The 18,454-nt window shown below is 73.3% G+C and carries 17 protein-coding genes and 1 pseudogene; 4 read left to right on the forward strand and 14 right to left on the reverse strand.

The window, feature by feature from the left end:
- The 4 genes and pseudogenes from V7Z97_RS07425 to cobA all read left to right on the forward strand — a co-directional run.
- A pseudogene (locus V7Z97_RS07425) lies at window positions 1-923 on the forward strand (nitrite reductase large subunit); the annotation flags it as partial.
- Window positions 920-1,258 (forward strand): nitrite reductase small subunit NirD, encoded by a 339-nt coding sequence (nirD, locus tag V7Z97_RS07430; RefSeq protein ID WP_334162484.1) that lies wholly within the window; start codon window positions 920-922, stop codon window positions 1,256-1,258. The pseudogene V7Z97_RS07425 and the gene nirD, both read left to right, overlap by 4 nt.
- A 5-nt stretch (window positions 1,259-1,263) precedes the next feature.
- Window positions 1,264-3,915: a molybdopterin oxidoreductase family protein gene (locus tag V7Z97_RS07435; protein WP_334162485.1), complete on the forward strand. Its 2,652-nt coding sequence runs from the start codon at window positions 1,264-1,266 to the stop codon at window positions 3,913-3,915.
- Complete coding sequence (cobA, locus tag V7Z97_RS07440) at window positions 3,905-4,675, forward strand: uroporphyrinogen-III C-methyltransferase (protein WP_334162486.1); 771 nt, start codon at window positions 3,905-3,907, stop codon at window positions 4,673-4,675. Before V7Z97_RS07435 ends, cobA begins: the two co-directional genes overlap by 11 nt.
- On the opposite strand, the gene V7Z97_RS07445 is transcribed toward cobA, so the two are convergent.
- The 14 genes from V7Z97_RS07445 to V7Z97_RS07510 form a co-directional block, all read right to left on the reverse strand.
- On the reverse strand, window positions 4,653-5,273 hold the full coding sequence (locus tag V7Z97_RS07445; RefSeq protein ID WP_334162487.1) for a chemotaxis protein CheX: 621 nt from the start codon (window positions 5,271-5,273) through the stop codon (window positions 4,653-4,655). The genes cobA and V7Z97_RS07445 overlap by 23 nt on opposite strands.
- Before the next feature lie 82 nt (window positions 5,274-5,355).
- The gene (locus V7Z97_RS07450) at window positions 5,356-7,311 is read right to left on the reverse strand and encodes a hybrid sensor histidine kinase/response regulator (RefSeq protein ID WP_334162488.1); all 1,956 of its coding nucleotides are present in this window, start codon (window positions 7,309-7,311) and stop codon (window positions 5,356-5,358) included.
- Window positions 7,298-7,957, reverse strand: a complete 660-nt coding sequence (locus tag V7Z97_RS07455; RefSeq protein ID WP_334162489.1) for a chemotaxis protein CheX — start codon at window positions 7,955-7,957, stop codon at window positions 7,298-7,300. The genes V7Z97_RS07450 and V7Z97_RS07455 overlap by 14 nt, the downstream gene beginning before the upstream one ends.
- The gene (locus V7Z97_RS07460; protein ID WP_334162490.1) at window positions 7,954-8,337 is read right to left on the reverse strand and encodes a response regulator transcription factor; all 384 of its coding nucleotides are present in this window, start codon (window positions 8,335-8,337) and stop codon (window positions 7,954-7,956) included. The genes V7Z97_RS07455 and V7Z97_RS07460 overlap by 4 nt, the downstream gene beginning before the upstream one ends.
- Before the next feature lie 76 nt (window positions 8,338-8,413).
- The gene (locus V7Z97_RS07465; protein WP_334162491.1) at window positions 8,414-8,656 is read right to left on the reverse strand and encodes a hypothetical protein; all 243 of its coding nucleotides are present in this window, start codon (window positions 8,654-8,656) and stop codon (window positions 8,414-8,416) included.
- Window positions 8,653-10,830 carry a chemotaxis protein CheA gene (locus V7Z97_RS07470; protein ID WP_334162492.1) on the reverse strand — a complete coding sequence of 726 codons (2,178 nt, stop codon included), beginning with the start codon at window positions 10,828-10,830 and terminating at the stop codon, window positions 8,653-8,655. Before V7Z97_RS07470 ends, V7Z97_RS07465 begins: the two co-directional genes overlap by 4 nt.
- Complete coding sequence (locus V7Z97_RS07475) at window positions 10,827-11,216, reverse strand: response regulator (protein WP_334162493.1); 390 nt, start codon at window positions 11,214-11,216, stop codon at window positions 10,827-10,829. Before V7Z97_RS07475 ends, V7Z97_RS07470 begins: the two co-directional genes overlap by 4 nt.
- A complete protein-coding gene (locus V7Z97_RS07480) occupies window positions 11,209-12,063 on the reverse strand; it encodes a CheR family methyltransferase (protein ID WP_334162494.1) in 855 nt (284 codons plus the stop codon). Before V7Z97_RS07480 ends, V7Z97_RS07475 begins: the two co-directional genes overlap by 8 nt.
- The gene (locus V7Z97_RS07485) at window positions 12,056-12,673 is read right to left on the reverse strand and encodes a HEAT repeat domain-containing protein (RefSeq protein WP_334162495.1); all 618 of its coding nucleotides are present in this window, start codon (window positions 12,671-12,673) and stop codon (window positions 12,056-12,058) included. The genes V7Z97_RS07480 and V7Z97_RS07485 overlap by 8 nt, the downstream gene beginning before the upstream one ends.
- Window positions 12,664-13,758: a chemotaxis-specific protein-glutamate methyltransferase CheB gene (cheB, locus tag V7Z97_RS07490; protein WP_334162496.1), complete on the reverse strand. Its 1,095-nt coding sequence runs from the start codon at window positions 13,756-13,758 to the stop codon at window positions 12,664-12,666. Before cheB ends, V7Z97_RS07485 begins: the two co-directional genes overlap by 10 nt.
- On the reverse strand, window positions 13,755-15,278 hold the full coding sequence (locus V7Z97_RS07495; protein ID WP_334162497.1) for a chemotaxis protein CheW: 1,524 nt from the start codon (window positions 15,276-15,278) through the stop codon (window positions 13,755-13,757). The genes cheB and V7Z97_RS07495 overlap by 4 nt, the downstream gene beginning before the upstream one ends.
- Window positions 15,271-17,175, reverse strand: coding sequence for a methyl-accepting chemotaxis protein (locus tag V7Z97_RS07500; protein WP_334162498.1), 1,905 nt, complete (start codon window positions 17,173-17,175; stop codon window positions 15,271-15,273). The genes V7Z97_RS07495 and V7Z97_RS07500 overlap by 8 nt, the downstream gene beginning before the upstream one ends.
- Window positions 17,176-17,274: 99 nt before the next feature.
- Window positions 17,275-17,982 carry a glutathione S-transferase family protein gene (locus V7Z97_RS07505; RefSeq protein WP_334162499.1) on the reverse strand — a complete coding sequence of 236 codons (708 nt, stop codon included), beginning with the start codon at window positions 17,980-17,982 and terminating at the stop codon, window positions 17,275-17,277.
- A complete protein-coding gene (locus tag V7Z97_RS07510) occupies window positions 17,982-18,443 on the reverse strand; it encodes a MarR family winged helix-turn-helix transcriptional regulator (protein ID WP_334162500.1) in 462 nt (153 codons plus the stop codon). Before V7Z97_RS07510 ends, V7Z97_RS07505 begins: the two co-directional genes overlap by 1 nt.
- Window positions 18,444-18,454 lie beyond the last annotated feature (11 nt).

Here is an 18,454-nt window from a genome sequence, read left to right on the forward strand (position 1 = left end):
CGGTCATGCAGGCGCTGGAGTGGTCCACCCCCGACGGCTGCGCGAGCTGCCGCCCCGCCCTCAACTACTATCTGCTCTGCGCCTGGCCCGGCGACTATCGCGACGACAAGCAGTCGCGCTTCATCAACGAGCGGGCCCACGCCAACATCCAGAAGGACGGGACCTATTCGGTCGTGCCGCGGATGTGGGGCGGCATGACCTCGGCGGCCGAGTTGCGCGCCATCGCCGACGTCGTGGACAAGTTCGCCATCCCCTCGGTCAAGGTCACCGGCGGCCAGCGGATCGACCTGCTGGGCGTCCGCAAGGACGACCTGCCCGCCGTCTGGGCCGACCTCAACGCCGCCGGCATGGTCTCGGGCCACGCCTACGCCAAGGGTCTGCGCACGGTGAAGACCTGCGTAGGCTCCGACTGGTGCCGGTTCGGGACCCAGGACTCCACCGGCCTGGGCGTCCGGCTGGAGAAGTTCATGTGGGGCTCCTGGACTCCGGCCAAGGTGAAGCTCGGCGTCTCAGGCTGCCCGCGCAACTGCGCCGAGGCGACCTGCAAGGACATCGGGGTCGTCTGCGTCGACAGCGGCTACGAGATCCACGTGGGCGGAGCGGCCGGGCTGCACATCAGGGGCACGGAGCTGCTGACCAGGGTCGCGAGCGAGGACGAGGCGGTCTGGACGATCTGCGCCGTCGCCCAGCTCTACCGGGAGCAGGCCTGGTACCTGGAGCGGATCTACAAGTGGATGGATCGCGTCGGCCTCGACGCCATCCGCGCCGAGGTCGCCGATCCCGGGCGCCGCCGCGCCCTCTACGACCGCTTCGCCTATTCGCAGCGCTTCTCCCGCATCGACCCCTGGGCCGAGCGCGTCGCAGGCCGCGACACCGAGGAATTCACCCCGCTTTCCCGCCGCATGGAGTTCGCCCCCGCATGAACGCGCTCGTGAAGGACCCGCTGACCTGGACCGACGTCGGCGCGGCCACCGACATCCCCCTGCGCGGCGCCCGCCGGGTCCCCTCCCCCGACGGCGACATCGCCGTCTTCCGGACCGGCGACGGCCGGGTCTTCGCGCTCCGCGACCGCTGTCCGCACAAGGGCGGGCCGCTCAGCCAGGGCATCGTCCACGGCCACGCCGTCACCTGCCCGCTGCACGGCCGGGCCATCGACCTGGCCAGCGGCGAGCTGATGGGGGCCGACCGTGGCCAGGGCTGCGCCCACGTGGTCCCGCTGGAGGTGCGCGACGGCCGCCTGCTCCTGGGGCGCGCCTGACGCCGATGGCCGAGATGGTGCGCACGGCATGTCCCTACTGCGGGGTCGGCTGCGGGATCTCCGCCCGGGCGAGCGGCCGCGACCTCTCCGTCGCGGGCGACCCCGCCCACCCGGCGAACCAGGGCCGGCTCTGCTCCAAGGGTTCGGCGCTCGGCGCGACGGTCGGGCTGGAGGAGCGGCTTCTGCACCCGATGATCGGTGAGCGACGGGCGTCCTGGGCCGAGGCCACCGGCCTTGTCGCCCGCCGCTTCCGCGAGACGATCGCCCGGCACGGGCCGGACTCGGTGGCCTTCTACGTCTCCGGCCAGCTGCTCACCGAGGACTACTATGCGGCCAACAAGCTGATGAAGGGGTTCATCGGCTCAGGGAACATCGACACCAACAGCCGGCTCTGCATGGCCTCGGCGGTGGTCGCTCAGAAGCTCGCCTTCGGCGCCGACCTCGTCCCCGGCTGCTACGAGGACCTGGACCTCGCCGACCTCGTGGTCCTCTCCGGCCACAACGCCGCCTGGACCCACCCGGTGCTGTTCCGCCGCCTGGAGGCCGCCCGCGCGCGAGGGCAGCGGCACGTGGTGATCGATCCCCGCCGCACCGACACGGCCGAGGGCGCCGACCTGCACCTGGCCATCGCGCCGCAGACCGACGTGCGCCTGTGGAACGGCCTGCTCGCCGACCTCGTCCGCCGCGGGGCCGTCGACCGCGCCTACGTCGCCGCTCACGTGGCGGGCTTCGCCGAGGTGGAGGCCGAACTCGCGCTGTCCGACCAGTCGCCCGCCGCCGTGGCTGCCGACTGCGGCGTGCCGCTCGCCGACCTGGAGCGGTTCTTCGCCTGGTTCGCCCGCACGCCGCGCACGGTCAGCCTGTTCTCCATGGGCGCCAACCAGTCGGCCCAGGGCGTCGCCAAGGGTTCGGCCATCCTCAACGCCCACCTCGCCACCGGCCGCATCGGCAAGCCGGGCGCCTGCCCGTTCTCGATCACCGGCCAGCCGAACGCCATGGGCGGGCGCGAGACCGGCGGCATGGCCACCACGCTCGCCGCCCACATGGATTTCGACGACGGGTCCAGGGCCCGCGTCGGCCGCTTCTGGGGCGCGCCGCGCGTCGCCGCCGCGCCGGGCCTGAAGGCCGTCGAGATGTTCGAAGCGGTCGCGGACGGCCGCATCAAGGCCGTCTGGATCATGGCCACCAATCCGGCCGTCAGCCTGCCGCAGGCCTCGCGCGTCCGCGCCGCCCTCGCCGCCTGTCCCTTCGTCGTGGTGTCGGACTGCGTGGCGGAGACCGACACCGCGGCTTTCGCCCACGTGAAGCTGCCGGCGCTGGCCTGGGGCGAGAAGGACGGCACGGTCACCAACTCCGAACGGCGCATCAGCCGCCAGCGGCGCCTCTTCGATCCCCCCGGCGAGGCCCGCGCCGACTGGCGGATTGTCGCCGACGTCGCCGTCGCCATGGGTTTCGCCGACGCCTTCTCATGGCGCTCGCCCGCCCAGGTGTTCCGCGAGTGGGCCCGCCTCTCCGCCTACGAAAACCACGACCGCGTCCTGAACCTCGGCCCGCTCGCGACCCTGACGCCGGAAGCCTATGACGTCCTGGAGCCCGTCCAGTGGCCGGTGACCGCGGCCGGCGGGACCGCCCGGCTGTTCACCGACGGCCGCTTCCAGACGCCGGACGGGCGGGCCCGGATGATCCCGGCCCCGGTGCAGGGTCCGGCCGACGCCGTGGACGGCGCCTTCCCGCTGGCGCTCAACACCGGCCGCGTCCGCGACCACTGGCACACCCTCACCCGCACGGGCCTGGCGCCCGACCTCTGCCGCCACGCGCCCGAGCCCTATGTCGAGATCCACCCCGCCGACGCCGGACCGGTGGGCGTCGTCGATGGGGCGCTGACCCGCGTGCGGACCGCCTATGGTGAGGCCGTGGCGCTCGCCCGCCTCAGTGAGCGGCAGCGACCCGGCTCGATCTTCATGCCGATGCACTGGACCGAGGCGTTCGCGCCGCACGGACGGGCCAACCCCCTCATCGCCGCCGGGCTCGACCCCCGCTCGGGCCAGCCGGAATTCAAGCACACCCCGGCCCTCGTCCGCCCCTATCGGGAAACCTGGCGGGGCTTCTTCCTGGCCCGACGGGCCTGGCGCGCGCCGGCGGGCCTCGACCTGGTCTGGCGCCGCATTCCTCAGGGCGCCTGCCAGCTGCACGAATTCGCAGGCCGCGGCGACGAGGCCGAACGCCAGCGGCTGCGCAAGGCCCTGGCGCGCGGCGCGGGCCTCGACACTCTGTGCTTCGAGGATCCGGCCGCGGGCGGTCTGCGCGAGGCGTGGATCGGCCCCGACGGACGGCTCGACCGCGTCCTGTTCTTCACCACCGCCGGCCGGCTGCCGCCGCGCGACTGGCTGGCGGAGCTGTTCGCCGCCGAGGGCCTCGATGCAGCGGCGCGCTCTGCCCTGCTGATCGGCCGCGCCCCCGGCCGGCCGGTCGAGACCGGCCCGGTGGTCTGCGCCTGCCGGGGCGTGCGCGCGGGCCGGATCGCCGCCGCAATCGCCGCCGGGGCCGTCACCCTGGACGCCGTCGCCGAGGCCACCGCCGCAGGGGCCGCCTGCGGCGCCTGTCGTCCCGAGATCGCCCGGCTGCTGCCCGCCAGGGAGGTCCGCCATGCCGCGTGAGCTTCACCCCGTCCGCCTGGTGGGCGCGGGCCCCGGACCGGCCGACCTGCTGACTGTCCGGGCGCTCCGCGCCATCGAGGGCGCCGAGGCCCTGCTCTACGATGCGCTCGTCTCCGAGGAGGTTCTGGCGCTCGCCCCCGCCGCCTGCCTGAAGATCCAGACCGGCAAGCGCGCCGGGCGCACGAGCCTGAAGCAGGAGACCATCAACCGCCTGATGCTGCGCCTCGCCCGGCGCGGGCTGAAGGTCGTGCGGCTGAAGGGCGGCGACCCGTCGATCTTCGGCCGGGTCGGCGAGGAGACCGCCTTCCTCCACGCCCATGGGCTCTCCACCGAAGTCGTGCCCGGCGTCACCGCCGCCTGCGCAGCCGCCGCCCAGTTCGGCTTCCCCCTCACCCACCGCGGCCAGGCCCGCCGCGTGGTCTTCACCACCGCCCGCCTCGAAGCTGGCGCCGTGCCGGCCGAGTGGGCCGCCGCGGCCGACCCGGAGGCCACGCTGGCCGTCTACATGGGCCGGGACACCGCCCCGGGGGTTGCGTCCGCGCTGATCGCGGCCGGCCGCTCGCCGCGGACGCCGGTCGCCATCCTGGAGAACGTCGGCGCCCCCGCGGCGCGCGCGGTGTTCGAGGGCTCGTTGCTCAGCCTCTCCAGGTCGGCCCCGCCCCTCGGAGACGGGCCCGCCCTGGTGGTCGTGGGCGAGGCGGTGGCGGCCATGACGGCCGCCGGAGCGCACTGTCCGGCTACTCGGTCTCGCGCCGGATGAACTCGTCGATCAGCTCCTTGAGCGTCCTCATCGAGGGCAGGTCCAGCAGCAGGGCGATATAGCCGCGAACCCTGCGGCCACGCAGCGAGAAGTTGATGTAGATGAACAGCACCACGCTCTTCGGCGCGCGCGGGAACAGGTCGGCGGCCCGGCCCCGGACAAGGTGCGGCACCGACACGCCGAGCGTCCGGTGCAGCATGTTGGCCATGGTGCCCAGGCAGGCCTGCAGCAGGATGTTGCCGGTCTCGCAGAGCGCTTCCGGCGCCACGTCGATCAGCTGGTCGGCCGTGGCCTCCGTGCCGGTCACGGCGCGCACCAGTTCCAGGCTGTTGCTCTCCGGGAAGATCAGCAGGGCGCGCCCCGAGACGTCGCCCTCGAACGACTGCTCCACCGCCACCAGCTGCCCGATGCGCGCGCCGCCGATCATCTCGCCGGCCTGCTCCGGGCTGACCGTGGAGATCGCGGGCACGGTAAGGACGACCTCCTCGTCGGCCATCTCGCGCAGCGCCAGCGCAGCCCGGCTAACACCCAGGTTGACCAGTTCGGCCAGGGCGTCTGTCTCGAGTTCGTTCAGTTGGGCGGAGCGGAGGTCGCTCACCGATCGCTTGGCTCCAGATCGTCGGCGGTCCCGCCCCCGACTACCGCGGTTTCCCGGATATGCTGTCGCCCTATGTCAAAAATCAACCTTCCGCTTGGCCGCTGCGCGCCAGAGTCGCGAGCGCCGTCGCGAGTTCGGCCTCGAGGAAGGGTTTGGTGAGCCGCGGCAGGTCCGGCGCGACATCCTCCAGGTCCGCATAGCCTGAGATGATCAGCACCGGCAGGCTCGGCCGCTGGGCCTGCGCCTGGCGCGCCAGCTCGGTGCCGGTCATCCCCGGCATAAGGTGGTCGGTGATGATCAGGTCGATGTGCGCGTCGTCCAGCAGCCGCAGCGCCGCGCGCGCGGAGCTGGCTTCCACCACGGCGTAGCCCAGGTCGGCCAGCATGTGCGCCGTGGAGGTGCGGATCAGGTCCTCGTCGTCGACCAGCAGCACGACGCCGGCTCCGGGCGCGACCTCCTCGGCGGCGGGCGTGGGCGTGTCGGACGCTTCGGTGCGGGCGACCGGGAGCCACATCTCCACCGTCGTGCCCACGCCCGGCGTGCTGGAGAGCTCCAGGGTCCCGCCGAGCTGGGCGGCCAGGCCGTGGATCATCGACAGGCCCAGGCCGGTGCCCTTGCCGACCCCCTTGGTGGAGAAGAACGGCTCCACGGCCCGGCTCAGCGTCTCGGGGCTCATGCCCGAGCCGGTGTCGGAAACCGCCAGGCGAACATAGCGGCCCGGCCGCAGCCGCCCTCTCGGCCCGGCCTCCGCGGCCCGGGCGCTGACCGTGAGCGTGCCGCCGTCTTCCATGGCGTCGCGCGCGTTCACCGCCAGGTTCAGCAGCGCCATCTCCAGCTGGTTGCGGTCGGCAAGCGCCGGCGGCAGGCCGTCGGGGACGTCCACGACCACCCGCACCCGCGGCCCCAGGGTGCTGGCCAGCAGGTCGGTCATGTCCTGCACCAGGCTGGTCACGTCCACCGCGGTGGCCTGCAGCGGCTGGCGCCGCGCGAAGGCCAGCAGCCGCTGCACCAGGATCCGCGCCCGCTCGGCCGACTGCAGCGCGCCCTCGATCAGGCGCAGGGCCCGGGCGTCGGTCATGCCACGCCGCTTCACCACGTCGAGCCCGCCGAGGATCGGCGTCAGCAGGTTGTTGAAGTCGTGCGCGACGCCGCCCGTGAGCTGGCCGATGGCCTCCATCTTCTGGGACTGGCGGAGCTGTTCGTGGGCGCGCTCCAGTTCCGCCGTCCGTTCCCGGACCCGCTCCTCCAGCGTCTCGTTCAGCTGCCGGAGCTGGCTCTCGGCCGCCCGGCGCTGGTTCACGTCGCGGAGGATGGCGGTGACATAGACGCGCGCATCGCTCAGCCAGCGGGACGCCGAGGCGTCCACATAGCTCGCCGAGCCGTCGCGGCGGCGCACCACCAGCTCCAGCGGCCAGGCCACCGGCCGCCCCGCGAGCACGGCGGGCCAGGCGGCCTCCCACGCGTCCGGGTTCTGCAGGAACCCGGCCAGCGGCTGCCCCACCAGCTCGTCGCGGGAATAGCCGAACTCCTGGGCGGCGGCCGGGTTGGCGAGCTGGATGAGGCCTTCGGAATCGAAGGTCAGGATCGGATCTGGCGCGCTCTCGACGACCGCGTCGTAGCGGGCGTTCTGGCGCTGGCGCAGCACGCGCTCGCGCTCGGCGGCGGTCGTGACGTCGGCGATCTGCACGACGCAGCGCTTGAACGGCTTCTCGCCCACCGGGCGCACCGCCACGTCGTGGATCAGGGCGCGTCCCGCCCGCGTCTTCAGCGGCAGGAGGCTCGGGTGCAGGGTATGGGTCAGCAGGCCGGAGGCGCCGACCTCCAGCGCCTCGTCGATCGCCGCCCCTAGCCGCCCCAGGCGTTGGTGCGGGAACAGCTCCTGCAGCGGGCGGTGCCGCGCTTCGTCGGCGCTCAGCCCGCTCGCCCAGGTCATCCAGGCGTTCCAGGCGATCACCCGGCGTTCGGCGTCAAGAACGATCAGACCGCTGTCGAGCGCGTCGAGGACCTCGGCGGTGAGGTCTCGGTCAGCCAGGAGCATGAGGCACTGCCATGTCGCCGGCGGCGCGCTCGATGAACTCAGCGAGGAGCACCTGCAGGGCCGCGAGCGAGGGCATGTCCATCAGCATGGCGATGTAGCCACGGATGTCGCGCTCCCGGACCGCGAAGTTGATGTAGAGGAACATCACCACGTCGCCGGCGGTCGGCGGCGGCTGCAGCTCGAAGAGATCCGCCCCCTCGCCCCGCAGGATTTCCGGCAGGGAGATCTTCAGGCTGCGGCGCAGCATGTTGGCGATGGTCGCCAGGCAGCCGTTGAGGATGATGTTGCCCGTCTCGGCCAGGGCCTCCTGCTCGAGCTCGATGATGTCGTCCAGCGGCAGGTCTCCGCCGGTGACGGCGCGGACCAGCTCCAGGCTGTTCTTCTCGGGGAAGATCAGCAGCGCACGGCCGGTGATGTCGCCCTCGAACACCTGATGAACGGCCACCAGCCGGCTGGCCTCACGCTCGCCCAGGATCGCTACTGCGTCGGCGCGGCTCACCAGGCGCACGTTCGGCACCGACAGCAGGACCTGTTCGCCCACCAGTTCGCGCAGGCTGGTGGCCGCGCGGCTGACGCCGATGTTCACCAGCTCGGTCAGGGCGTCGAGCTCGAGCTCGGAAAGGGTGGTCGTCTCGTCGAGGGTCACTGGCTCGGGCCCGTCATCCGCTGTTCGGCCTCGGAGATAAACGCCCGCATGGCGTCTTCGGTCAGCGGCTTCGGCAGGAAATGTGCGCCGATCTCCCGGGCGCGGGTGACGATCTCGTGCTGCAGGTTGGCCGAGATCACCGCGACCGGCATCCCCGCCTTGATGCCGAGCAGGTCGGCGGCCAGGCTGAGGCCGTCACGGCCGGGCATGTTGAAGTCCAGCAGCGCGATATCGAACGACGACTGCCGGGCCAGCGCCAGGGCCTCCTCCGCGTTGGTGGCCTCTACCCGCTCCCACTCGGGCCGCAGACTGTTGAGCGTCTTGGCGACAGCCATCCGCGCCAGCTTGCTGTCGTCTACGATCAGAACCTTGTAAGCCATTGAAATCCCCGGCTCCGGACCTCAGGGCCGGCGCGAAACCAATCTGCTGCGGACGCCACAGCGGCGCAGCTCCTTCTTAGCGCGCGTTCAGCAGCGGCTCCACCCATTGCCGCAGGAAGGCGCCGGCCGGCGGGCCAAGCACAGGCGCCTGCGCCGCCAGCAGCACCTGGACGACCGCCGCGTGGGCGCCGTCGCATCCCCTCATGTCCACGGTCGCCTCCGGATGCTCCAGCAGCGCCTGCAGCAGGGTTTCGGCGTCCTCGCCCGGGCAGACGCCGACCAGCGCCACCTCGCCGGACCCGGTGACGCGCACCGTCATTGCAGCAGCTCCGCCACGTCGAGCACGAGGAGCACGCGGCCGTCCCCCAGCAGGGTCGCGCCGGCCACGCCCGGCGCGCCGGAGAGCAGCCCGCCGATGGGCTTCAGCATCACGTCCATCCGCTCCCCCAGCCGATCGACACGCAAACCCACGATCTGGCCGGCGGCCGTGGCCACGACCACGTTCGCCTCGTCGCCCGACGCGGCGCCGGGCTGGCCCAGCACCTCGCCGAGGTCGATCAGCGGCGCGGTCCGGTCGCGCAGCACGAACGCCTGGGCCGCGCCCACCGGGACGATGCGGCCGCGCGGCACGCGCACGGTCTCGATCACCGCCTCGAGGGGGATGCCGAACACCTGGCCGCCGGCCTCCACCGTCATCACGCGGCTCATCATCACCGTGAACGGCAGCATGAAGCGCACCGTCGTCCCCTCGCCCGCGCGACTCGCGATCCGCACCCGGCCGCCCAGCCGCTCGACCGCGGTGCGCACGGCGTCCATGCCGACGCCGCGTCCCGACAGGCTGGTGACCTCGGCCGCGGTCGAGAAGCCCGGCGCGAAGACAAGGTTGACCGCCTCCTCGTCGCTCAGCGCGGCCAGGGCCTCGGGATCGGCCACGCCGCGCCGGGCGGCGACCTCGCGCACCCGGCCGACGTCGATCCCGCGCCCGTCGTCCTCCACCTCGACCACCACCTGGTCGCCGTCCCGGTGCGCGCGCAGCACGATGGTGGCGCTGGGCGGCTTGCCGGCCGCGGCGCGCTCCTCGGCCGGCTCGACGCCATGGTCCAGCGCGTTGCGGAGCACGTGGAGCAGGGGTTCGAACAGCGCCTCGACGACCGCCTTGTCGGCCTCTGTGGCGTCGCCCTCGGTGACCAGGCGCGCGGGCTTGCCGAGCCCCACCACCATCTCCCGCACCAGCCGGGGGAACCGCTGGAAGACCTGGCGCAGCGGCAGGACGCGGATGTTCAGCACGGCCCGCTGGAGTTCGCCGACCAGCCGGTCTAGCTGGGCGTGCTGCGCCTTCAGGGTCTCGGCGAGGGCCGCCGCGTCGCCGCCGGCCTGCGCCATGGCGGCGGCGTGCGCCAGCGCATTCTTCGCCACGGTCAGCTCACCGGTGAGATTCACCAGGGCGTCCACCCGCTCCACGTCCACGCGGAGGGCCCGGGCGGCCGCCTCGGGCGCGGTGCGGACCGCCAGCGCCTCGGGCTCCGCTGCCGGAAGCTCGCCCCGGAGCGCGCCGTCCAGCGTCTCGATCAGCGGCCGGGCGTCCATGGTGTCCAGTGCGCGCCCGAACGCCTGCTCGACGGCCTCGGCGTCTTCCGGCCGCCCCTCGCGGCGCAGCACGTTCGCCGCGACGCGGCCGGCCGAGGCGAGCCGCCCCGACAGGCCTTCGCCCGCCGCCTCGCCCAGCATGGCCGCCTGCGCCGCGAGCAGCGCCTCGGCGGTCGGCGAAAGCTCGCCTTGCGGGGTTAAGGCACGGAGCTCGATCTCGCCGGCGACGGACGCAAGCGTCCGGTCCGCAGCCTCCGGCTCGACTTCGAGAAGGACCAGGAACACCAGGCGGCAGGCGAACGGGTCGAGTTGCGCCAGCGGCGGCCAGGGCTCGGCCGGCGCGGCCTCCAGCGCCAGGATTCCGGGCAGGCGCTCAAGGACGGCGAGGGGATCGACCCCGCGGAAGAAGCTCTCCCGGTCCGGCGCGTAGCGCAGCGCCGTGCGCGCCCCCGCCGCGACGTCGCTGTGGCGGTCGAGCAACGGCGCCAGCCAGTCCTCCGCCGGCTCCGGCCTCGACAGGGCCGCAGCGGCCGGCCGCGCGAAGCGGCGGGCCACCGCCTCGGCGGCCGCGTCGGCGTCCGCGGGCAGCTCCCCGCTGGCCTGGATCGCGTCCAGCCACTGCGCCACCTGGTCGAGCGCTGTCAGGCAGTCGCCGATCAGCGCGGGCGTGACGGCCGTCTCGCCGGCCCGCGCCGCCGACAGCACGTCCTCGGCCGCGTGCAGCGCCCGCGCCATGGCGTTGAAATCGACGATGCCGGCCGCGCCCTTCAGGGTGTGGAAGCCGCGGAACGCGCCGTCCAGCCGATCCGCCTCGCGCGGGTTCTCTTCCAGGGCCAGCAGGTCGTCCGTGGCCTGCTCCACGAGTTCGCGGCACTCCACCAGGAACTGCTCGAGGAACTCGTTCATGCCGGCGGGCCGCACATCAGGGCCACGTGCTCGACAAGCGCCTCGGGCGTCAGCGGCTTCACGAGGTAGAAGTTGGCCCCGGCGGCGCGCGCAGCCGCCATGTCCTGCGCCTTCGCCTCGGTGCTCACCACCACCGCCGGAATCCCGGCCGTGGGCAGCGCCTGGCGGCGAAGCACCTTCAGGAAGCTGATGCCGTCCATCTGCGGCATGTTCACGTCGACGATCAGCAGGTCCGCCGGGCTGACCAGCAGCCGCTCCAGCGCCTCGAGGCCATTCAGCGCCTCGTCCACCTCGTAGCCCGCGCGCTCGAGCGCGTCGCGGTAGTACATTCGGACCAGGCTCGCGTCGTCGATCACCAGGATCCGGGTCTTGGCGGCGTCAGCCATGCGCCCCCTCCTCCTTCGGCCGGCGGTAGACGATGGCGTCAGCATAGCGGCTGACCTCGAACAGAGGCGAGATGCGACTCATGGACTCCGTATGGCCGAGACAGATGAAGCCGCCCGGCAGCAGATTCTCGAAGAGGTTCTCCGCCGCGATCCTTCGGGAGGTTTCATCGAAGTAGATCAGCACGTTCCGGCAGAAGATGACATCGAACCGGCCGTGCGGCCGCGTCTCCTCCGGATCGACCAGGTTCGCCGCCGTGAACCTCACCGAGCCCCGCAGGTCTTCGATGATCCGCCACCGGTCCTCCCCCACCGCCTCGAAGTAGCGGGCGACGATCTCTGGCGGCAGCCGCATCAGCGCCCGCTTGCCGAACTCGCCGGCCTCGGCCGCCTGCAACGCGCGCGTGTCGATGTCGGAGCCGACGATCTCGATGTCCCAGGCGTCCACTTCCGGCCAGTTCTCCAGCAGCCAGATGGCGATCGAATAGGGCTCCTCACCGGTGGAGCAGGGCACGGACCAGATCCGCACAGGGTCCCCGCGACGCTTGGACCGCACCCGTTCGGGCAACAGGTCTGAGGTCAGGCAGCGGAGCTGGTGGTCCTCCCGGTAGAAGTAGGTCTCGTTGACCGTGAAGGCGTTGATGAACTGCTCGACCTCGCCGCGCACGTCGCTGCGCAGGCGGGCGAAATAGCTGGCGAAGGTCGTCGCGCCCGTGGCCGCCATGCGCTCGGTCACCCGGCGCTGCACGTAGTAGCGCTTGGCCTCGGTGAAGACCATGCCGGTGCGGCGGTAGAGGAAGTCGCAGAGCCGGCGGAACTCCTCTTCGGTGACGGGGTCCGGCTCAGGCACGCGCCGGGCCGCCGATCCGCTCGGTCGCCACCTGGATCGCGAAGCGCAGGAAGGCCTCGTCGGCGAAGCGCGCGGCGCAGGCCTGCAGCGCCGGCAGCGCCTCGGGCCCGCCGCACTCGGCCAGCACGTCCACCGCCGAGGCGCAGACGTTCACGTCCGGCTCCCGCGACAGGAGATCGCCCAGCAGGCGCGTGGCCTCGCCGGACGGCAGGTGGCGCACGAGTTCGCAGGCCAGCACGCGCACGTCCACGTCGGCGTCGGTCAGCAGCGCCGGCACATGCGCCGCCGCGGACTGCGGCATGGCTCTCAAGGCGTCGAGGGCCCCGGTGCGCAGGTTGGCGTCGTCGGTGCGCAGGTGCGGCAGGACGACAGCCGCCGCCTTCGCGGTCCCGACCCGGGCGAGAGTGGTGAAGATGGCCTCCCGCACGCGCGGATCGGCCTCTGTGGCGAGCGCCGCGCCCAGGACCTCCTCCCCGCCTGGCCGGCCGCCCAGCTCTCGCGCCGCCGCCCAGCGCTCGTCGGCCGTGCCGCCCGCGAGGCGGCCGGCCGCGGCGGCGGGATCGGGCCTGACGTCCGTCTTCGGCGCGGCGTCCTTGCGGATCAGGGGCATGGCGCGAGCCCGTGCAGCCGGCCGGCGATCCTCGGCAGCGGCTCGACGAACTCGGCGCCGCCCGCCTTCACCAGCTCGCCCGGCATGCCCCACACCACCGCGGTCTCCTCCGCCTCGGCGATCGTACGCCCGCCCGCGCTGCGCAGCAGCGCCATGGCTGCGGCTCCGTCGTCGCCCATCCCGGTCATCAGCACCCCCACCAGCCGCTCCGCCGCTACCTGCTCCATGGCCGTCCGCACCAGACGGTCGGCGCTGGGACGCCACGGGTAGCCGGGCAGTCCGGGCGCCGCCATGGCCACCAGTTCGCCGGCGCGCCGGGTGACGATCACGTCGGCGTCGCCCCGGCCGATGTAGGCGGTCCCGGGCCGCAGCACCGTCGGCTCGACGACCTCCTGAACCGACAACGCACAGAGGCTGTCCAGGCGCCGCGCCAGCGGTCCGGTGAAACTGCGCGGCATGTGCTGGGCGATGACGATCGGCCATGGAAACTCGGCCGGAAGCGGCGTCAACAGGGCCTCGAGCGCCGGGGGCCCTCCGGTGGACGTGCCCACCACCACGAGCCCCGGTCCCCCGCCCGACGCCCGCCGCGTCGCCGTCACGGGCTGCGGCGGGGCCGCGCGGACACGGCGTGGCGGCGGCGGCCCGCCGATCCGGTGACGCACGCGGTCGCGCAGGCGCAGGCTGGCGGGCAGCCGGGCGCCGGCCGCGGCCCGCACCTTGGCCACCACCTCCGGTGCGAATTCGTCGAGCCGCAGGGAGACGGCGCCCGCGGGCTTGGCGACGAAGTCCACCGCGCCCAGGCGCAGGGCCTCCAGGGTCGCCTCCGCCCCCTCGGCGGTCAGGGACGAGACCATCACCACGGGACAAGGGCGCTCGATCATGATCCGGTCGAGGCAGGTGAGCCCGTCCATCGTCGGCATGTGCACGTCGAGGGTGACGACGTCGGGCGCGAAGGTCTTGAGCCGCTCCAACGCCTCGAGGCCGTCGCGCGCGACCTCCACCTCGAAGTCGGCCTCGGCTTCGAACACCCGCGCGAGCAGCTTCCGCACCAGGGCGGAGTCGTCCACCACCAGGAGGCGGATCACGGGGCGGCCTGCGCGTCCGCTTGGAAGGCGTCGAGGAGTCCACGCTCGGCGCGGGTGAGCAGCTCGGCGGGATCGAGGAGCAGGATCATCCGCCCTGCCCCCTCCAGGTTGACGACGCCGTGCACGAGCCGGGTGACCTCGCCGGCCAGGTGCGGCGCCGGCTCGATGGCGTCCTCGGCCGTGCGCAGCACCTCGGACACGCTGTCGACGATCAGGCCGGCGCGGTGGCGCTCCGTGCGCACCACCACCAGCCGGCGGCCCTCGGCGGCGTCCAGCGGCGGCATGTCGAACCGGCGGCGCTGGTCGACCACCGGCAGCACCTCGCCTCGCAGGTTGACCACCCCTTCCAGGAACTTCGGGGTCTTCGGCACGCGGGTGATCTTCTCCGGGACCCGCGCCACCTCGTCCACGACCTCGATCGGCAGGCCGAACTCGTCGTCGCCCAGCCTGAAGACCAGGACCTGGAGCTGGCGCCCCGCCGCCGCCTCGTCGGTCGCCGGCGCCTGGACCGTGCGCGCGTCCGTTCCCAGTCGCTGCATGACGTCCTCCCGGAAAAGCTGGTCGGGGCCGAGGATGGAGATGAGCCGCCGTCCGCCCTCGGCGCGGTAGATGGCCCTGATGCGGCTCTCGCCGCCGGTGCGGGCGGCCAGGATCGGCGGCGTCGGCTCCACGCAGGCGGGGTCGACCGGCACGATGGCCCGCATCCGGTCGGCCACCAGGCCCACCATCACGCCGCCCACCGCGGTCACCAGCACCTTCTCGCGCCCGTCCGTACCCGCCGCCGGCGCAAAGCCCAGCAGGCTGCGCAGCGACAGCAGCGGCAGGAGCGTCTCGCGATAGGCGGCGACGCCCAGCACCACCGCCTCCGCTTTCGGCACGGCGGCCACGGTCGTGGGGGCCGTGATCACCTCCTGAACCGTCTCGAGCGGCAGCGCGAACTCCTGGCCGGCGACGTCGAAGGTCACCAGCTTCTCGGCCGCCGCCGCAACCTCCGCGACCTCGGGCGCGAGGCGGGCCGCCGCCGCGGTCCCGGCCCGGCGCTCGGCCCGCCCGGTCTGGGCGAAGGCAGCCTCCAGCAGGCCCGCCAGGTCCAGCACCTTGGCCACGCGCCCTTGGCCTTCGGCCCGGAAGGCCCCGCGCAGCCGTTCGCCGGGCTCGGCAGCGATCTGGGCCGGCGCGGTCTCAACCCGTCCCGGCTCCACACTGACAAGAGCCTCGACGGAATCCACCGCCACGGCGATGGGCGAGGCGCCGTCCAGCACCACCGCCCGGCAGGCCGCGCCGCTCTCCGTCCCCTCGCCCAGCAGCCCGCGCAGGCTGGCCACCGGCAGCACCGCGCCGCGCAGGTTGGCCAGGCCCATCAGGCCCTTCGGCGCCTGCGGCAGGCGCGCCACGGCGGGGATGCGGATCACCTCGGCCACCTCGTCGGCGGGCAGGGCGTAGAGGCGCTCCCCCATCCGGAAGGTCAGGAAACGGAGCGCGCCGGACCCGGCCGCCGCCGCGGCGCCGGGATCAGCCATTCTGCTGCTTCAGTTCGTCCGCGAGGGAAGCGATCTCCTCGATCGCCGCGGCGAGGTCCTCGGCGCTGCGGGCCTGCTGCGTCGCGGCCGTAGCCGCCTGCCGGGCCGCGGCGCTGGCCTCCTCCGCCGCGGCGGCGATCTGGCGCGCGCCCGACGCGGTCTGCACGGCGGCGCCGAGGATGGCGTCGGACCCCGACAGGATGGTCCCGTAGGCGTCGCCCAGGGCCGCCACGTCGCCGCGCAGGGTCTCCAGCGAATCCAGCACGCCGCGGTTGTTCTGCACCTCGACCTCCGCGGCGGCGATCGCCTGCTCCAGGTCGCGCCGCAGGGCCGCGATGTGGTCGAGGACGCCGGTGACGGTCTCCTTGACCCGGCCCACGCTGGCGGCCGCGTCGCGGGCCAGCGTGCGGATGTCGCTCGACACGACCGCGAAGCCGCGGCCGGACTCCCCGGCCCGCGCCGCCTCCACCGAGCCACTCACGGCCAGCATGCTGGTCTGGACGGTAAGCAGGTTGATCTCGTCGACGATCGCGCCGATGCGGCGGCCCACCGTCTCCAGCCGGACGATGGTGTCCAGGCTCCCCCGGGCGCCGGCGAGGTTCGCCTCGACACCGGCCACCAGGCCGCTCACGGCCTCGGCCCCCTGGGCGAGCGCCGCATCGGCCGCCTGCACGCGCTCGGTGGCGACGCGGGCGTTGTCCTGCGCCTTGCGCGCACCGCTCTCGATCTGCGCCAGGGCGGCGGAGGTCTGCTGGGTGGCGGCGGCCTGCTGCTGGGAGCCGCGGCTGATCTGGTCGACCGCGGCCATGATCTGGGTCGCGGCGCTGGAGAGTTCCTGCACGGTCGCGGAGAGCTGCTCGGACGTGGCGGCGATCTGCTCGGCCGCCGCGGCGTCGGTCCGCCCCGCGCGGAGGCCTTCGGCCAGCGCCGCCAGCTGCTGGGCGGCGATCTGGCCCTGCTCCAGGGACTGGGCCTGCTGCTGGATGGCGGTCTGCGCCTCAGCCGCTCCGGCGGACTGCTCCTCGGCGGCGGTGGCCACCTGCTCCGCGCCCCGCTGGGCCTCGGTGGCGGCGCGCTCGGCCTCGAGGGCGGCGGTGAGCGTGTCCTGGCTTCCTTCGGCCATGCGGGCGAGGTCGGCGCGCACCGCGTTGAGGGACTCCACCACCGCGCCGCCCGCCTTCGCCTGCTCGGCCGCGGTGGTCGCGGCGGTCTGGACGGCGGTCACCACGCCCTGCACGTCCGCCTGGATGGCGTCCGCCAGGCCCTGCACGTCCTGGGCGCTCTTCTCCGACGTCTCGGCGAGCGCGCGGACCTCCTCGGCCACCACGGCGAACCCGCGGCCGTGGTCGCCCGCCCGCGCCGCCTCGATCGCGGCGTTCAACGCCAGGAGGTTGGTCTGGTCGGAGATCCGGCTGACGGTCCGGGTGATCTCGGCGATGTCCTGGGCGCGGCGCTCCAGTTCGGCGATGACGGCCAGCGAGGCGCCCTGGCGTTCCGCATTGCGCTCGATCGCCCGAACCGAGCCCGTGATCTGGACCGCGCCCTCGGCGATCAACACCTGCAGCGCCTCGGTGCGCCGCCGCGAGGCGTCAGCCTGGGCGCGAGCGGCGGCGAGATTTTCGACCGCCTCGCCGATGGCGGCGACCTGCTCCTGGGATCCGCCGGCCGCTTCCTCGGCGCCGGCGGCGATCTGCTCCATGGCGCGGCGCAGTTCCTCGGCGGCGGCGGAGGCTTCCGCCAGGCCGGCGGCAAGCTCCTCGGTGGCGGCGGCGACACGCTCCGAGAGCTTGTCCGGGCTCGCGCCCCGGCGCGGCGCGCGCGGCGCCTTCGCAGCCGGCGCCTCAGGCTTGGGTGGCGGCGCGGCCGCGCCGATCTTGGACGTCTTGACTAGGGCCATGGAGAACTCGAACGGACAGCGTGGCGGCCACCCTAGCCGCGCCCCGCGGGACGGTCTTCTCCTTATCGCGGATCGCAGGTCGGCGGAATGTCCCGCGCCCTAGCCGGCTGCGTACTGACGGTCCCCGAACAGGATGGAGCGGTGCTCGTCTGTGAGGCCGGCGAGGCCCCCCTCGATGGTCTCCTTGCGCACGTCCTGCCGGCCGACGTCCATTCCCCGCTGGACCGCCGGCCGCGCGCCCAGCTCGTCGGACCAGCGGGCGAGGTTGGGCAGTTCGGCGCGCCGCGCCTCGGCCTGGCGCAGGGTGTAGGGATAGGTCGCGATGTCGGCCACGCTGTACGCGTCGCCGGCAAGGTAGCGGCTCTCGGCGAGGCGGCCGTCCAGCACGCGCAGCAGGCGCTTCACCTCGTTGCCGTAGCGCTCGATGGAGTAGGGGTGCTTGTCCTTCGCATAGAAGGCGAAGTGGGCGTTCTGGCCGAACATCGGCCCCACGCCGGACATCTGGAACATCAGCCACTGATGGCAGATCGCCCGGCCCCGTGGGTCCTGCGGGATCAGCCGGCCGTGCTTCTCGCCGAGGTACCAGAGGATCGCCCCGGACTCCCACAGCACCAGCTCGCCGTCCGGACCGTCGGGGTCGACGATCACCGGCATCTTGTTGTTCGGGTTCAGGGCCAGGAATTCCGGCTTGAGCTGGTCGCCGGCCATGATGTCCACCCAGCGGTAGTCGAAGGGCAGCCCCAGTTCCTCGAGCATGATGGCGACCTTCCGGCCGTTGGGCGTCGGGCCGCCGTAGAGCGTGATCATCAGCTGGTCTCCTGGGCGGCGACGGCCGCGGCTTCACGGGTCAGGTTCTCGCTCATCCGGCGCAGGACCCGCAGGGTGGTGGCGAGGTCCTCGGGACTGACGCCCGCGCCCGCGATCTCGTTTATGCGGTAGGCCACGGGCATCAGCTCATCGCGGAGCGCCTCCGCCCGGGGGGTCAGGAAGACGTTGAGCTTCCGTCCGTCGGCCGCGTCGCGCTCCCGCCGCACCAGGCCGCTGCGGGCCATGGCGTTCAGCGTCGTGACCGTGGTGGGCTCGGTGACGTTGTTCAGCTGCGACAGTCGCTTCTGGGTCGCGCCGTTCTCCTGCCAGAGCGCGCGCAGGAAGTACCAGAACCCGGAACTCAGCCCCTGCGGCCCGAGGTAGCCGTTCAGCAGCCGGTCGAAGGCCCGGTGGCAGCGCCGCACCTGGAAGCCCAGGCTCTCGTCGGGGGAAAGGTCCACGCGGTTTCCTC

It is taken from the genome of Phenylobacterium sp., assembly GCF_036821595.1.
Classification (GTDB): Bacteria; Pseudomonadota; Alphaproteobacteria; order Caulobacterales; family Caulobacteraceae; genus Phenylobacterium.